This is a genomic window from Roseovarius nanhaiticus (assembly GCF_900156535.1).
Classification (GTDB): Bacteria; Pseudomonadota; Alphaproteobacteria; order Rhodobacterales; family Rhodobacteraceae; genus Roseovarius; species Roseovarius nanhaiticus.
On the sequence record NZ_FTNV01000002.1, the window covers coordinates 69,867 to 85,829 of the forward strand.

At 65.7% G+C, this 15,963-nt stretch carries 11 protein-coding genes; 7 read left to right on the forward strand and 4 right to left on the reverse strand.

What is annotated here, in order from left to right; genetic code table 11:
* Positions 1 to 5 precede the first annotated feature (5 nt).
* Positions 6 to 794 carry a ribose-5-phosphate isomerase RpiA gene (gene rpiA / locus BW975_RS10535; protein WP_076533776.1) on the reverse strand — a complete coding sequence of 263 codons (789 nt, stop codon included), beginning with the start codon at positions 792 to 794 and terminating at the stop codon, positions 6 to 8.
* Positions 795 to 922: 128 nt separating this feature from the next.
* Here rpiA and BW975_RS10540 point away from each other — a divergent pair, with 128 nt between their 5' ends.
* The 5 genes from BW975_RS10540 (at position 923) to BW975_RS10560 (ending at position 6,805) form a co-directional block, all read left to right on the forward strand.
* Complete coding sequence (locus BW975_RS10540) at positions 923 to 1,609, forward strand: glutathione S-transferase family protein (protein ID WP_076533777.1); 687 nt, start codon at positions 923 to 925, stop codon at positions 1,607 to 1,609.
* A gap of 97 nt (positions 1,610 to 1,706) precedes the next feature.
* A complete protein-coding gene (locus BW975_RS10545; protein ID WP_076533780.1) occupies positions 1,707 to 3,395 on the forward strand; it encodes an ABC transporter substrate-binding protein in 1,689 nt (562 codons plus the stop codon).
* Positions 3,396 to 3,457: 62 nt separating this feature from the next.
* Positions 3,458 to 4,681 carry a multidrug effflux MFS transporter gene (locus BW975_RS10550; protein WP_076533782.1) on the forward strand — a complete coding sequence of 408 codons (1,224 nt, stop codon included), beginning with the start codon at positions 3,458 to 3,460 and terminating at the stop codon, positions 4,679 to 4,681.
* Between the two features lie 42 nt (positions 4,682 to 4,723).
* A complete protein-coding gene (serS, locus tag BW975_RS10555; RefSeq protein ID WP_076533784.1) occupies positions 4,724 to 6,016 on the forward strand; it encodes a serine--tRNA ligase in 1,293 nt (430 codons plus the stop codon).
* Between the two features lie 84 nt (positions 6,017 to 6,100).
* Complete coding sequence (locus tag BW975_RS10560; protein WP_076533786.1) at positions 6,101 to 6,805, forward strand: hypothetical protein; 705 nt, start codon at positions 6,101 to 6,103, stop codon at positions 6,803 to 6,805.
* Between the two features lie 20 nt (positions 6,806 to 6,825).
* On the opposite strand, the gene der is transcribed toward BW975_RS10560, so the two are convergent.
* From der to BW975_RS10575, 3 genes are all read right to left on the reverse strand, one after another.
* The gene (gene der / locus BW975_RS10565; RefSeq protein WP_076533788.1) at positions 6,826 to 8,280 is read right to left on the reverse strand and encodes a ribosome biogenesis GTPase Der; all 1,455 of its coding nucleotides are present in this window, start codon (positions 8,278 to 8,280) and stop codon (positions 6,826 to 6,828) included.
* A gap of 48 nt (positions 8,281 to 8,328) precedes the next feature.
* Complete coding sequence (locus BW975_RS10570) at positions 8,329 to 9,687, reverse strand: PQQ-like beta-propeller repeat protein (protein ID WP_076534722.1); 1,359 nt, start codon at positions 9,685 to 9,687, stop codon at positions 8,329 to 8,331.
* A gap of 101 nt (positions 9,688 to 9,788) precedes the next feature.
* On the reverse strand, positions 9,789 to 10,517 hold the full coding sequence (locus tag BW975_RS10575) for a hypothetical protein (protein ID WP_076533790.1): 729 nt from the start codon (positions 10,515 to 10,517) through the stop codon (positions 9,789 to 9,791).
* Between the two features lie 293 nt (positions 10,518 to 10,810).
* Between BW975_RS10575 and BW975_RS10580 the strand changes: the two genes are divergently transcribed.
* A complete protein-coding gene (locus BW975_RS10580) occupies positions 10,811 to 12,127 on the forward strand; it encodes an efflux RND transporter periplasmic adaptor subunit (RefSeq protein ID WP_076533791.1) in 1,317 nt (438 codons plus the stop codon).
* Positions 12,124 to 15,960 carry an efflux RND transporter permease subunit gene (locus BW975_RS10585; RefSeq protein WP_083687080.1) on the forward strand — a complete coding sequence of 1,279 codons (3,837 nt, stop codon included), beginning with the start codon at positions 12,124 to 12,126 and terminating at the stop codon, positions 15,958 to 15,960. The genes BW975_RS10580 and BW975_RS10585 overlap by 4 nt, the downstream gene beginning before the upstream one ends.
* Positions 15,961 to 15,963 lie beyond the last annotated feature (3 nt).

The window sequence follows — 15,963 nt, forward strand, 5'->3', positions numbered from 1 at the left end:
CAGGGTCAATCCATCATATCCTTGAAAAGATTGTCGGATTCGACGAAATCCAGCCGGTCCTGCTCGACCGTGCCCTCGTTGATGTCACGGAGCACGACACGTCCGTCGCCATGGCCGATCACGACCACGTCGCAGATATCCACGAAAAGACCATTTTCAACGACGCCGGGGATTTGGTTCAGCACCATCGCCAGCTGGCGCGCGTTGCCGATACGGCCCAGATGCAGATCGAGGATATGATTGCCCTCGTCGGTGACATAAGGATGATCGCCGTTCATGCGCAGCGTCACATCGCGGCCCAGCACGTCGACCGAAATCAGCATCTCCTCGATCAGGGCGCGGCTGGTTTGCCAGCCGAAGGGAATGACCTCGACCGGCAGGGGAAAGGCGCCCAGATGGCCCACTTCCTTGGCCGCGTCCGCGATCACGATCATCTGGTCGCTGGCCGTGGCCACGATCTTTTCCTGCAGAAGCGCACCGCCGCCGCCCTTGATCAGATTGAGCTCACCGTCGAATTCGTCGGCGCCGTCGATCGTCAGGTCCAGCCACTTGGCTTCGTCGAGGCTGATCACCTCGATACCGACCTCACGCGCCAGTTCGGCTGTGCGGGTGGAGGTGGGCACGCCGCGGATCTTCAGCCCGTCCTCGCGCACCAGCTCCCCCAGGCAGCGCACCATCCAGGCAGCGGTTGATCCCGTGCCCAGACCGACGCGCATGCCGTCCTCGACATAATCGACCGCCTTCTTGGCGGCGACGAATTTGGCCTTGTCGATGGGCGACAATTGTCCGGTCATGGCAGCGACTCCCCGTAGCATCAGCGCATCCCGGTATAGGCACTAAGCCCATATGGTGCGAGAGGCAATCCGGGGCGCGCCGGGCTTTGCGCTTCTATCGGGGCGGGCGGCGTGTTTAACTTGGCCTCATGAGCCTAATTCTGCATTACGCCCCCGACAATGCGTCGCTGATCGTGCGCCTCGCGCTCGAAGAGCTGGGCCTGCCGTATCAGACCCGCCTCGTCGACCGAGCGGCCCGCGCGCAAGAGGGCGCAGCCTACCGCGCGATCAACCCGCATGGCCTGATCCCCGCCATCGAGACGCCCCATGGCGCGATATTCGAGACGGCGGCGATCCTTTTGTGGCTCGATGAGCAGAAACCCGGACAGCTGTCGCCGATGCCCTGCGCGCAGGGGCGCGGAGATCACCTGAAATGGCTGCTCTTCATCGCCAATACGCTGCATCCTGCGCTGCGCATGACCTTCTACTCCGAAAAATATTGCCCAGGCTCCGAAGCCGCGCTGCGCGCCCACATGCGCGGGCAGATCCTGCAGTATCTGGCGCGGATCGAGGCGGCGGCGCGGGGGCCGTTCTTCGCCGGCGACGCGCCCGGCATGATCGACCTCTACCTCGCGCCGCTCTTGCGCTGGTGCGCGCTTTATCCCGGCGGCGCGGATGGCGCGCTGGACCTCGCACCGTTTCCGGCGCTTCTGGCGATGTGCCGGACGCTGGAGCGGCGTCCCGCCGCGCAGCGCGCCGCGTTGGCCGAAGGGCTGGGCGCCGCCCCCTACAGCGCGCCCAGGCCGCCGAACCCACCCGAGGGCAGCGCGACATAAGCGCCGCGCCGATTGCATCTTGGGCGCGCTTGGGAAACTATCGGGTGGCCCGATGCGCCGATTTCCCGGCGCGGGCCACCCCCGGAGACGACCCCGCATGAGTCCGCACCGCACCAGACGCCCCCTGCCCGATTGGCTGACCCGGCACGCCCGGCGATTGCGGCAAGGCGGCGCGGCGGCGGACTCGCCGGACCGGCGCGAATTCCTGGCCATGGCCAGCGCCTTTGGCGCCAGCAGCGCGGCGGCCTACGCCATGCTGGGCCTGCCTACCCCTGCCGCCGCGCAGCGGGCCGAGCCAGCGGCGAGCGGACCGGGCACCGGCACGGTGCGCATTCAGATGCTGGTGCGCGATATCGGCGATCCTCGCACGCTCGACTGGTTTCAGGCGGCGAATTTCACGCGCGGCTGGCTGGAATATCTCGTCAGCTACGAGAACGACGGCACGTTCCGTCCGCGCCTGCTCGAAGGCTGGCAGATCTCCGAGGATGCTTCGGAATATACGCTCATCGTCCGGCGGGGCGTCACCTGGAACGACGGCAGCCAATTCACCGCCGCCGATGTCGTGCGCAATATCCGCCGCTGGTGCGACCGCACCGCGCCGGGCAATTCAATGGCGGGCCGCTTTGACGTGCTGATCGATCCGGCCACAGGCCAGGCACTGGAAGGCGCGATCAACCAGACCGGCAGCCATGAGGTCGTGCTGAGCCTACCGCGCCCCGACATCTCGCTGATTGCGGGTATGGCGGATTATCCCGCCGCCATCGTGCCCGAGGGATTTGACCCCGAAACGATGCTGGAAAACCCCATTGGCACCGGCCCTTACCTGCCAGAGACGCTCGAGCCGGGGCGCCGCGCGGTTCTGGTGCGCAATGATGCGCATGACTGGTGGGGCGCCGGGGACGGCGCTTGGATGGAGCGGATCGAGTTCATCGACACCGGGACGGACCCGCTGGCCGCCCTTGCCGCCGCAGAAGCCGGTCTGATCGACATGACTCACACGGTCGAAGGGACGTATCTTGATCCGTTCGAGGCGCTGGAGGATTGGCGCACCCACGACATTCGCACCGCCGCGACGGTGGTGATCCGCCCCAACCAGCTGGCCGAAGTCGATGGGCGCCGCCCTTATGCGGACATCCGTGTGCGCCGCGCGCTGCAACTGGCGATGAGCAACGCCGTCCTGTTGGAGCTGGGCCATGCGGACAGGGGCGAGGTGGCCGAGAACCATCACGTCTCGCCGCTGCACCCCGCCTATGCGCCGATGCCCGCGCCGGAATACGATCCGATGCAGGCGCGCCAGCTGATGATCAAGGCAGGCATGTATGACTTCGAGCATGAGCTGATCTCGATCGACGACAGCTGGCGGCGCAACACCGCCGACGCGGCCGAAGCCCTGCTGCTGGATGCGGGCATCAAGGTGCGCCGCCGCATCCTGCCCGGCCCGCTTTTCTGGGAGGGATGGGCGACACTTCCGTTCAGCGTCACCGATTGGGGGCATCGCCCGCTGGCGGTTCAGACCTATGCGCTGGCCTATCGTTCGGGCGAGCCCTGGAACGAGTTTGGCTGGTCCAATCCCGAATTCGACGCCCTGCTGAGCGACGCTTTGGCGACACTCGACATCGACGCACGCCGCGCGATCATGGCCAAGCTGGAGGCGCTGGTGCGCGAGGACGCGGTCACGGTACAGCCCTATTGGCGCACGCTGACCAATCACACGCGAGAAGGGCTGGAGGGCGGCGCGCACCACATCGCGTTCGAGATTAGGCCCGCGGAATTGCGCTGGACCTGAGGCGCGACGGGGCGTAGGTGCCCACTGGGCCAAACGCGGCCCACAGCATTGAAAGCCCCGCCATGCAACGTCCCGTCACACCTTTGCCGCTCACCGAATTCGTCATCATGCTGGCGATGATGATCTCGATCGTGGCGCTGTCGACCGACATGATGCTGCCCGGTCTGGCGACCATCGGGCATGATCTGGGCGTGGATGATCTCAATGATACACAACTCATCGTGTCCTCCCTCTTTCTCGGGTTCGCCTGCGGTCAGGCACTGGCCGGGCCGCTCTCGGATACGTTCGGGCGCAAGCCTGTGATCTACCTCGGATATGCGATTTTCATCCTCGGCTGTCTTTTGTCGCTGACCGCAACCAGCTGGACCGCGATGATCGCGGGGCGGGTGCTGCAAGGGCTGGGCGCGGCCAGCCCGCGCATCGTGTCCCTGGCCCTTGTGCGCGACGGATATGGCGGACGGGCGATGGCGCGCATCATGTCGATCGTCATGGCCGTGTTCGTTCTGGTGCCGACGATTGCACCTGCCCTCGGCCAAGGGGTGATCTGGCTTGCCGGCTGGCGCGCGACGTTTCTTGTGCTGATCGTGATGGCCCTGCTTGCGGGGCTGTGGTTCGCCCTGCGCCAGCCCGAAACCTTGCCACTGCACGAGCGCCGCCCCTTTTCAGCGCGCGCCATCGGGCGCGGCCTGCGCGAGATCCTGTGCAACCGCACCTCCATGGGCGCCACTATCGCGCTTGGGTTCATTTTTGGCGCATTTCTGGCCTATCTCAGCACCGCGCAGCAGGTCTATGAGGGTGTTTATGATGCCGGATCGCTCTTTGCGCTCTATTTCGGTATGGCGGCGCTTTCGATCGGGGGCGCCGCAGTCGCCAACTCCATGCTGGTGATGCGGCTTGGAATGCGTTTCCTGACGCGCTACGCGCTGATCGGCCTCATCGCGTTGGCGGCCCTTTTCGCGGTGCCTGCGCTGGCCTGGGGCGGGGTTCCACCGCTTGCGCTCTTCATCGGGTGGCTGATCGCGTCATTCTTCTGCGTCGGGCTTCTCTTTGGCAATCTCAACGCCCTCGCCATGGAGCCATTGGGCCATATGGCAGGCCTTGGCGCCGCATTGATTGGATCAGTGTCAAATTTCATCGCGCTGCCGATCTCCTATGTCATCGGGCATGCCTTCAACGGCACGGTCTATCCGCTTCTGGCAGGATTTGCCGTTGTCGGAGCGCTCGCACTCGCCGTGTTTCTGTGGGCCGAGCGTGGCACTACACCCGCGCCGCAAACTGGTGCATAACGTCACGCAAATTCCGATTCATCCCTCCGAGGAGCCCCCGCCATGCATGACATCCGCGCCATCCGCGAAAACCCTGCCGAGTTTGACGCGGCCCTGAGCCGCCGCAATGGCAAAGGGGCGTCGGACGCAATCCTCGCCCTCGACGAGGCGCGCCGCGCCAAGATCGCCGCCGCCGAGGGCGCGCAGGCCGAGCAGAACAAGGCCTCGAAGGAAGTGGGCGCGGCCAAGGCCAAGGGCGATGAGGCCGAATTCGAGCGCCTGCGCGCCCTTGTCGGCGAAAAGAAGGCAGAGGTCGCCCAAATGCAGACCGAGGCCAAGGAGCTGGACGCGCAGCTGACCGCGATGCTGATGGAGCTGCCGAACCTGCCCTTCGACGACGTGCCGGACGGCGCCGACGAGGCCGATAACGTCGAGCTGCGCCGCTGGGGCACGCCCGCCACCTACGACTTCACCCCGAAAGAGCATTACGAGCTGGCGGGCGTCATCCCCGGTATGGATTTCGAGGCGGGCGCGAAACTGTCTGGCACGCGCTTTGTGGTCCTTTCGGGCGCGGTCGCGCGGATCCACAGGGCACTGGCGCAGTTCATGCTGGACACGCATGTGGACGAGAACGGCCTCAGCGAGACATGGACCCCCGTGCTGGTGCGCGAAGAGATGATGTACGGCACCGGACAGCTGCCGAAATTCGGCGAGGACAGCTATCGCACCGATGATGGCTGGTGGCTGGTCCCGACCGCCGAGGTCACGCTGACGAACCTCGTCAATGGCGAGGTAGTCGAGCAATCCACCCTGCCCCGCCGCATGGTGGCGCATACGCAATGCTTCCGCTCCGAGGCCGGATCAGCGGGACGTGACACATCCGGCATGCTGCGCCAACACCAGTTCGAGAAGGTCGAGATGGTCAGCATAACCCATCCCGATAGCAGCCGCGACGAGCTTGACCGCATGACGGGCTGCGCCGAGGGCATCCTGCAAAAGCTGGGCCTGCCTTACCGCACCATCGTGCTTTGCACCGGCGACATGGGCTTTGGCGCGCGGCGCACGCATGACATCGAGGTGTGGCTGCCCGGCCAAGACACCTACCGCGAGATCAGCTCGGTCTCGGTCTGCGGCGATTTTCAGGCGCGGCGCATGAATGCGCGGTTCAAGCCCGCGGATAGCGGCAAGCCGCAATTCGTGCATACGCTGAACGGCTCGGGTCTGGCCGTGGGCCGGTGCCTGATCGCGGTTCTGGAGAATGGCCAGCAAAAGGACGGCGCCGTACGCCTGCCCGAGGCGCTGCACCCCTATATGGGTGGCAAGACCTTGCTCAGCGCGGATGGCCAGCTGGTCTGAGCGACCCCGTATCCTCGGGGCCGGGAACCGCAGCCGTGCGGCGGCGGTTCTCATTCGACAGCTTTTCCAGTCAGGACATACCCCATGCCCATCCTCGTCCTTCTCGCAACCATCGCCTTCGCGCTATCGCCGCTGCTTGCGCCCGATTTCGGCGGCTTCGATGCCGATCAATTCCCGATTTCGCAGGTCGATCCGCCGGTGCAGCCCGCAGGTTATGCCTTTGGCATCTGGGGGCTGATCTACCTGCTGCTGATCGCGGGCGCAGTCTATGGCCTCTGGCAGCGGCGGAGTGACGCCAGTTGGGCCGCGATGCGGGTGCCGCTTCTTGCGTCGCTGGTGGTGGGCACCGCATGGCTGCCCGTCGCCGTGACCAGCGCAATCTGGGCGACGGTGCTGATCTGGATCATGTGGGCCTTCGCCGTCTGGGCGGTGCTGCGGGCACCCGCGGGCAATGGGATCGATGCATGGCTGGGCCGCATGCCCGTCGCGCTCTATGCTGGCTGGCTGACCGCGGCCTCCTGCGTGTCGCTGGGCCTGATGGCCGCAGGGTACGGCCTGATGGGCCAAGCGCCCGCCGCGCTGATCGCGCTGGCGATCGCGCTGGTGCTGACGGTGCTGATCGCGCGGCAGCGGCCTGATGCGTTCGGCTATCTGGCCGCAGTCATCTGGGCGCTGGTGGGCGTTTGCGTGCAGAACGCCCAAGGCGGGGCGATGCCGGTGCTGATCCTGGCCGCGGTCGGGGCTGCGGCCCTCGTCGCGCTCGGCGGACGCAATATCACTCGCACCTGAGCCGGGGCGCGGGCAGCGTCCTAGCTGCCCGGTTTGCCCAGATGCTTGCGCAATGCCGAGGGACCGGCCTTCTTGCGCGCCTTGTAGGGGTTCTTGTCGTTCTGGCTGCGCATATGCAGGCGGATCGGCGTACCCGGCATATCGAAATCGACGCGCAGGCCATTGACCAAATAGCGGGTATAGCTCTCGGGCAGCTTGTCGGGATGGCTGCACATCACGACAAAGCCGGGGGGCCGCGTCTTGGCCTGCGTCATGTAGCGCAGCTTGATGCGCTTGCCGCCCGGCGCGGGGGGCGGGTGCTGCTCGAGCATGCCCGTCAGCCAGCGGTTAAGCTGCGCCGTGCTGACGCGGCGGTTCCAAACGTCATGCGCCTTCTCGACAGCTGCGCGCAGCCTGTCCAACCCCTTGCCTGTCTTGGCCGAAACCGTGACCATGGGCGTGCCGCGCAGCTGCGGCAGCAGACGCTCGAAGCTCTCGCGCAGATCACGCAGCTTTTGCTGCTTTTCCGGCTCGACGTCCCATTTGTTGACAGCAACGACCACGGCGCGGCCCTCACGCTCGGCCAGATCGGCGATGCGCAGATCCTGCTGCTCGAACGGGATCGCAGCATCCAGAAGGACGATCACGACCTCCGCGAATTTCACCGCGCGCAGACCGTCTCCAACGCTCAACTTCTCCAGCTTTTCCAGCACGCGGGCCTTTTTGCGCATGCCCGCCGTGTCGAAAATGCGGGTGTGGAGCCCGTCCCACTCGATCTGAAGCGAGATGGCGTCGCGCGTGATGCCGGCCTCGGGGCCGGTCAGCAGGCGCTCTTCGCCGAGGATCTTGTTGATCAGGGTGGATTTCCCGGCATTCGGGCGGCCGACCACGGCGATCTGCAGCGGCTTTTTCGCGGTCGGCACACGGGGCGCGTCGACATCGCCCTCCTCGTCCACAGCCACGTCGGTCTCGGGCGCGTCGTGCTTGGCGCGTTCCTCGAACCCGTCTGCAAGCGGCATCAGAACGGAATAGAGATCATTCAGACCCTCGCCATGTTCCGCGGACAGACGGATCGGCTCGCCCAGACCCAAGCCATAGGCCTCGATCACACCACCATCGGCGGCGGAGCCTTCAGCCTTGTTGGCGGCAAGGATCACATGCTTGGACCGCTTGCGTAGAATATCGGCAAAGACCTCGTCAGTCGGCGTCACACCAGTGCGGGCGTCGATCATGAAAAGGCAGATATCGGCCATGTCCACCGCGCGCTCGGTCAGCTTGCGCATGCGGCCTTGCAACGATTCGTCCGTCGCCTCCTCGAGACCGGCAGTGTCGATCACGGTAAAGCGCAGATCGCCCAGACGCGCGGCGCCTTCGCGCAGGTCGCGTGTGACGCCCGGCTGGTCATCGACCAGCGCCAGACGCTTGCCCACAAGGCGGTTGAACAGCGTGGATTTGCCCACATTGGGGCGCCCCACGATAGCGAGGCTGAAAGTCATCAAAGTGCTCCGAGACGGATCAAGCCGCCCTCTTAGTGCAATACGGCGTCAGCGGAAAGCGTGCAGTTGCCCATTCGTGCCGACCACGTACAGAACGCCGCCCGCGACCACCGGATTGGTCGTCGCGCCGCCGGGTACCTCGACGCGGCCGCGCAGCGCACCATTGACCGGATCAAAGAACCGCAGGAAGCCGTCATTCGAGGCGACCACCAGCTGACCACCGGCCATGACGGGGCCGTAATGCGCGAAGACCTCGGCCTGACGCTTGGGCTTGGACTTGACGAAAAGGGGCAGCTTGGTGCCCCAGACGCGACTGCCATCGCCCGCGTCGAGGCGCACCAGCTCGTTCTTGTCCGAGACGAGGAAGACCGAATCCGCAGTCGGCCAAACGGGGCTCATCGGGCCCTCATTGGCGGTCCAGATCCGTTCGCCGTTGGCAATGCTCAGAGCGGCCATGCGGCCCGACTGATTGCCCACATAGACGCGGTCGCCGTAAATCACCGGATCGCCCGTGATGTCTGTCACGCGGCTTTGCGCCAGGCCGTCGCGCTGGCCCGCGATTGCCGCATCCCAAAGACGCAGACCGCCCTTGCGGAACGCGCCCTGCACCTCGCCCGAGCCGAAGGCAAAGATCGCGTATTTATCCGATACCGCTGGCGCGGGGCCGCCGAGCACGTTGTTGATATTGGGCGCCGCCGTCAGCTGCCATTCGATCCGGCCAGTATCCGTATCCAGCGCCCAGGCGGTGCCGTCGCCTGCCACCACGTAAACGAGCTTGCCATAAACGCTGGGCGATGCGGTCGCCGTTTCCATCAGCTCCTGCTCCCACAGGACGCCGCCTGTGGCGGGGTCAAGTGCGGTCAGGCGGCCAAAGCCGGAGGACGCAAAGAGTTTGCCGTCGCCATAAGCGAGGCCGCCACCGCTGCCGTCCGAAGGCGAATCGGTGCCCGGCACAAGACTGGAGGTCCAGAGCGTCGCCCCATTCGGCGCCGTGGCGCTGACCGTGGCAAGCGCGTCCATTGCAAAGATCCGCCCGCCTGCAACCACCGGGTCAGCGGTGACGCGGCGGCGCGCGCCGTCGCCCGCGCCGATCGCGCTGGACCACACAAGGCTGGGCGCGGTTGACAGTGCGGGATGTGCCGGGCGGGATGCGGGAGATCCGATGCGCTGCGTCCATTCGGCATTCGCGCTGGCACGCGGAAGGCTGACGGGGGCGGCGCGGTTTGGCCCGGCAGCACCGACAACCTCGGTCGCAGCCGCTTCGGCCTGATCCGTCTTGAGAACCTCACGCAGGCCCTCGCGCTTGCCCGGCAGGATAGGGTCCGGTTCAGAACAGGCAGCCACAAGGGCCAGCATTGACAGAAGGCTCAGCGCCTTGGCGCGCGAAGATCCAAGTCGCAGGATCATGGAAGTCTGTTTCGCCGCATGCATGTCGTGTCGTCCCCAATTTCCGTTCGCGCCTCTTACGGCACCTGACCGGGGCCGCTCAGCACACGCGCAGCGCCGGCTTATTCGCCGCCCTCTGCCGTTCCTGCATCCACCGCGCCTACCGCTGCGTCGCCGGGCACACTGGCCTCGGTGCCGCCCGGCAATTGTGGCTCACCGCCCAGCGCCACAATCACTTGTGTCGCACGGCGACGCAAGCCCGGCGTCGCGCCCGCATCGGCGGAAATCGCGTTCATGCGCTCGATGGCTCCGGCCTCGTTGCCGGTTTCGATGTCCAGATAGGCCAACTGCTCTTCGGCCAGAAGTCGGATCACACCGCCGCCCAGCGCCAGATCTTCAAGGCGCGCGCGCCGGGTCTCCGCGTCCATTCCGCCCTCTTCGATCATCACCGCCTTCAGCGTTGCGATCTGGCGATAAACCAGAGGGATGTCGCTCATTTGAGCAATGCCCATCAGCCGTTCGGCGGCGCCCGCCGGGTCATCTTCCAGCGCCTCGGCGGCGGCCATCATCTGCAAAATCGCGGCGCTGCCCGGACCGGCGGGCGTCACGGCGTCCAGCGCCTCCGCGCGGTCGCCGCGCTCTTCGGTTTCCAGCGCGGCCAGCATCGCGTCGCCCAGCGCCTCGGCGCTCGCGCGCTCCTGCGCCTTGCGCCATTCGTTATAGGCAGCGCCGCCCACGATCAGCAGAACCAGCACAACGGCGATCCAGCCATAACGGCGCATGAGGCCGAAAAGACGGTCGCGGCGGACCTCTTCGCTCACCTCTTCGATGAAACTGTCAGAATTGCTCACGGGAGGGGCGCCTGCCTTGCCTTGCTGCGGTTTTCCCCCTCTTAGCGGTTCGTACCGCGCGTGCCAAGGCCCGCTGGCCCGGCTATATTGCGCGCGCGGCAGGCCGAACTGCGCGCAGGCACCAAGAAAATAAATCTGAACTCGCGGGTTTAGCGTATAGTGTTCACCACGGAACGGGCACGGCACGGTCGTGCGGCGCGGCGCGAATGACAAATGACGAACGCGCGCAAATGCGCTAAGAGCGCGCCAGGCGGTAGTGGACTGGCCCCGAGATGGGCATGAGAAGGACTGGCATGAGACTGTTTTCGATCCTGGCCGCGGTGGTGGCTGCGCTGCTGATTTATGCCTTCGTTTTTGAAAGGGATCGTCTGACGGCCTCGCTGGGCATGGTGGATACGGCCGAAACACAAGCGGACACCACCGACACAAGCGGCGCACCCGAGGCGGACGGAACCGAAGGCACCGATGGCGCCGACGAAACCAGCGCAGCTATCGGCGTGGTTGCCGTTCACAGCCGGGCCGAGATGATCGACAATGCCGTGATCGTGCGGGGCCAGACCGAAGCGCAGCGACAAGTCGACGCCCGCGCCGAAACCTCGGGCCGCGTGATATCCGAGCCATTGCGCAAAGGCGCCTTCGTCGAGGCGGGCCAGATCATGTGCGAGCTGGATCCCGGCACCCGCAAGGCCGCGCTGGCCGAAGCCGAGGCACGCCGCGCCGAGGCCGAGGCGCGCATCCCCGAGGCCGAAGCGCGACTGGCCGAGGCGCAGGCGCGGCTGGCCGAGGCCGAGATCAACGATACCGCTGCATCGCGCCTCAGCGAGAGCGGCTTTGCCTCGGACACGCGCGTTGCGGGCACGCGGGCCGCGCTGAGCGCGGGCAAGGCGGCGGTGGAGGCCGCGAAATCCGGCCTCGACGCCGCGCGCACCGGCATCCAGAGCGCCGCCGCCGGCGTCGCCGCCGCACGCGAAGAGCTGGAGCGTCTCAAGATCGCGGCGCCGTTTGCGGGATTGCTGGAATCGGACACCGCCGAGCTGGGCAGCCTTCTGCAGCCGGGCGCGCTCTGCGCGACGGTCATTCAGCTGGATCCGATCAAACTGGTCGGTTTTGTGCCCGAAACCGCGGTGGACCGGATCGAGACCGGCAGCATGGCGCGCGCACAGCTCGTCTCGGGGCGCGAGGTGACGGGCCAGGTCAGCTTTCTGTCGCGCTCGGCCGATCCCGAAACGCGCACGTTTCGCGTCGAGGTGACGGTACCCAATCCCGACCTCGCGCTGCGCGATGGTCAGACTGCCGAAATTGCCATCGCCTCCGAGGGGACCTCGGCGCATCTGTTGCCGCAATCCGCGCTGACCCTGAACGATAATGGCGTGCTGGGTGTGCGTATCGTCAGCGAAACGGATGAGGGCGCACGCGCCGAGTTCGTGGCCGTGACCCTCTTGCGCGATACGCCGAATGGCATCTGGGTGGCGGGACTACCCGAGGCCGCCGACGTCATCGTCATCGGGCAGGAATACGTCATCGACGGCGTGCCCGTCGCCGCAACCTTCCGCGAAGACAAGGCCGGCGGCGCCCTCACCGAGGCGCCCCGGACAGAGGCGATCCAATGACCGGCCTCGTCGATTGGGCCGCCAGCCGCGCGCGCATGGTTCTGGCCTTTATCGTGCTCAGCCTCATGGCGGGCGCGTTGGCCTATACCGGCCTGCCCAAGGAGGGCGAGCCCGATATCGAGATCCCCGCCCTCTTCGTGTCGGTCCCCTTTCCCGGCATTTCCGCAGAGGATAGCGAAAAGCTGCTGGTCAAGGTCATGGAGACCGAGCTGAGCGATCTGGACGGGCTCAAGGACATGAGCGGCACCGCGTCCGAGAATTTTGCCGGCATCGCGCTGGAATTCGAGTTTGGCTGGGACAAGACCGCCATCATGGCAGATGTGCGCGACGCGATGAACGCCGCCGAGGCCAAGTTTCCCTCAGGCGCCGAGAAATACACGCTGACCGAGATCAACTTCAGCGAATTCCCGATCATCATCGTCAACCTCACTGGCGACGTGCCCGAGCGAACGATGGCACAGGTGGCGGACGATCTGCAGGACCGGCTGGAAGGGTTGGAGCCCATTCTGGAAGCCGGCATCGCGGGCAAACGCGACGAGATGGTCGAGGTCCTGATCGACCCTCTGCGCCTTGAATCCTACGACGTGACAGCGGGTGATCTGATCAACGCAGTCAGCAACAACAACCTGCTCATCGCCGCAGGCGAGGTGCGCACCGCGGGCGGCGCCTTTTCGGTCAAGATCCCCTCCTCCTTCGACGACACGCGCGATATCTACGCCCTGCCCGTGAAGGTAAACGGCGACCGCGTGGTGACGCTTGGGAATGTGGCGCGCATCAATCTGACCTTCGAGGATCGCGCCGGCACCGCGCGCTTCAACTCCGAGACTTCGGTCGCGCTGCAGGTCGTCAAGCGCAAGGGCTTCAACATCATCGACACCGCCGCACTGGTGCGCGAAACGGTCGCCGAGGCGAGTGACGCGTGGCCCGACGGCCTCAAGGCCGCGGTCGAGGTGGGCACCTCGAACGATCAGTCACGCATCGTCGCCTCGATGGTCACGCAACTGGAAGGATCGGTGCTGACCGCTATCGCGCTGGTCATGATCGTGATGCTGGCCACCTTGGGTGTGCGCCCCGCGCTGCTTGTCGGATTTGCGATTCCTACATCGTTTCTCATCTGTTTTGCACTGATGGGGGTCATGGGCATTACAATTTCGAACATGGTGATGTTCGGTCTCATTCTGGCCGTGGGCATGCTGGTCGATGGCGCGATCGTCGTTGTGGAATACGCCGACCGGCGGATGGAGGAGGGCGCGGGGCCGATGACGGCCTATGTCGAGGCGGCCAAACGGATGTTCTGGCCCGTTGTGAGCTCGACCGCGACGACGCTTTGCGCGTTCCTGCCCATGCTCTTCTGGCCGGGCGTGCCGGGGCAGTTCATGGGCATGCTGCCGGTCACGCTGATCTTCGTGTTGTCGGCCTCGCTGCTGGTGGCGCTGGTCTACCTGCCCGTTCTGGGCGGCGTCACCGGACGGCTGGAGAATTGGATCAACGCGCGGCTCGACCAGATCGCGGGCGGCTGGTGGCTTTTGCATCTCGCGCTTTTCCCGCTGGCGGCGGGCGCCGTCGTGGCGGCGGGCACCGCAGTGCCGCTGTTGCTGGCGCAGATCGGCAGCGTCATTGGAGGCATCGACCGCAGCGAAATCATCGGCTCGGTCATCCCGTCACTGGCGGGCGCCTTCGCGCTTTGCACTGTCGCGGCGCTCATGGCGGCGCTCGGCGTTGCGGGCATTACGGCGATCCTCCTGGGCGCGGCGGCGCTCTGGCGCAGGGCGCGTCTCGGCCTTGGCTGGCTGCGCCGCCGCGCGCTACCCCAGGCGCTGCAACGGCGCCCCGCCCCGGTGCGCTCGGGCTATCGTCGCAGTCCCTTCGGCTGGTTCATCCACGCCATCGTCGGCAATCCGGTCATGCCGCTGGTGTCCTTCGGGGTGATCTTTGTCATCGTCGGCACGACGCTGTTCTACTATATGCAAAACAACAACGGCACCGAGTTCTTTGTCGAATCCGAGCCCGAGCAGGCCATCGTCTATGTCCGCGCGCGCGGCAACCTCTCGATCGAGCAGAAGGACGATCTGGTATCCCAAGTCGAGGATATCGTGCTCGCGCAAAAAGGCGTCGCCTCGGCCTTCGCCTTTGCCGGTGATGGCGGCCTCAACAACAACACCGGCGGCGCGACACCGCCGCTCGACACGATCGGGCAGGTTCAGTTCGAGACAACCCCCTGGGACGAGCGCGGCACCGTCACCGATCCGTGGCTTTGGGGCCTCTGGGACCGCAAAATCAGCGATCCCTCGATCGACGGCGACGAGATCATCCAAGAGCTGGAAGCCAAGCTGGCCCGCATTCCGGGCATCAAGACCGAGATTCTGGGTCAGACCGGTGGTCCCGCCTCGGCGAAACCGGTGCATTTGCGCCTGTCGGGCGACAATTGGGTGGACTTGCAGGCCGCCACCCGCATGGCGCGCGCCAAGTTCGAGGAAACCCGCGGCCTGACCCTTATCGAAGACACGCTGCCCCTGCCCGGCATCGACTGGCAGATCGACGTCGATGTCGAGCGCGCAGGCCAATTCGGTGCCGATGTGGCCACCGTGGGCGCGATGGTTCAGCTGGTCACGCGCGGCCTGATGCTGGGCGAGATGCGCGTGCCCTCCTCTGACGAGGAGATCGACATACGCGTGCGCCTGCCAGAAGAGGACCGCGTGCTCAGTACGCTCGACACGCTGAAGGTCCGTACGAATGACGGGCTTGTGCCGCTGTCGAACTTTATCACGCGCCAACCGGTGCCCAAGCTGGCGCAGATCGACCGTATCGACCAGCAGCGCTATTTCGACGTGAAAGCAGGGGTGGCCACCGGCCTCACGACCCCCGCCGCGGAGGGCGGCACGCGCGACGTTCCCATCACCGCAAACGAACGGATCGAAGGGCTGACGAAATGGCTCGAGTCGGGCGCGCTACCGGCCTCGGTCAGTTACGAATGGACCGGTGATCAGGAAGAGCAGGAGGAATCCGGTGCGTTCCTGATGAAGGCCTTCGCCGGTGCGCTCGGCCTTATGTTCATTATCCTGCTGGCGCAGTTCAACAGCGTCTACAACGCCGTGCTGGTCCTGCTGGCCGTGGTGCTGAGCACCACGGGCGTTTTGATTGGCATGCTGGTCATGGGGCAGACCTTTTCGATCATCATGACCGGGACGGGCATCGTCGCGCTGGCGGGGATCGTGGTGAACAATAACATCGTTCTCATTGATACTTATCAGGAATTCAGCCGTTACATGCCCCGCGATGAGGCGATTACGCGCACCGCAGAGGCGCGTATCCGCCCCGTGCTGCTGACCACCGTGACCACGATGGCGGGCCTCGCGCCCATGATGTTCGGCCTCAGCCTCGATTTCGTGAATGGCGGCTACAGCTTTGACAGCCCAACCGCGCTTTGGTGGAAACAGCTGGCCACCGCCGTCGTCTTTGGCCTTGGCATCGCGACGGTTCTGACGCTGGTCTTCACACCCTCGATGCTGGCGCTGCGCGTTTGGCTCGGCACCTATGCGGGCTGGCTGGCGCGGGCGCTGGCGGCGCTTTCGATGGGCCGGGCCAGCCGCGCCGCGCGCGACTGGTCATTGGAACGCGCGGCGCGCCGTGTCCGGGCGCCCGAAATCATCTGGGACGACGGCAGCGCGGCCATGCCGCAAAGCGGCTATATGGAAATCGAAGGCAGCGATCTGGAGCTGAGTGATCTCAAGCGCATTATCTCGGTGCGCAGCGATTCCGATGACGAGGACGCGGGCAATGAAGAGGACGGCTCGGGCCGCCCCCCTTCCAGCCCGCTGCGCGCAGCGGAGTAGCAA

Coding starts and splice junctions, on each gene's coding strand:
- rpiA (WP_076533776.1), bottom strand. CDS start 794: ATGACCGGACAATTGTCGCCCATCGACAAGGCCAAATTCGTCGCCGCC.
- BW975_RS10570 (WP_076534722.1), bottom strand. CDS start 9,687: ATGATCCTGCGACTTGGATCTTCGCGCGCCAAGGCGCTGAGCCTTCTG.
- BW975_RS10560 (WP_076533786.1), top strand. CDS start 6,101: ATGCCCATCCTCGTCCTTCTCGCAACCATCGCCTTCGCGCTATCGCCG.
- BW975_RS10550 (WP_076533782.1), top strand. CDS start 3,458: ATGCAACGTCCCGTCACACCTTTGCCGCTCACCGAATTCGTCATCATG.
- BW975_RS10545 (WP_076533780.1), top strand. CDS start 1,707: ATGAGTCCGCACCGCACCAGACGCCCCCTGCCCGATTGGCTGACCCGG.
- BW975_RS10580 (WP_076533791.1), top strand. CDS start 10,811: ATGAGACTGTTTTCGATCCTGGCCGCGGTGGTGGCTGCGCTGCTGATT.
- BW975_RS10585 (WP_083687080.1), top strand. CDS start 12,124: ATGACCGGCCTCGTCGATTGGGCCGCCAGCCGCGCGCGCATGGTTCTG.
- serS (WP_076533784.1), top strand. CDS start 4,724: ATGCATGACATCCGCGCCATCCGCGAAAACCCTGCCGAGTTTGACGCG.
- BW975_RS10540 (WP_076533777.1), top strand. CDS start 923: ATGAGCCTAATTCTGCATTACGCCCCCGACAATGCGTCGCTGATCGTG.
- der (WP_076533788.1), bottom strand. CDS start 8,280: ATGACTTTCAGCCTCGCTATCGTGGGGCGCCCCAATGTGGGCAAATCC.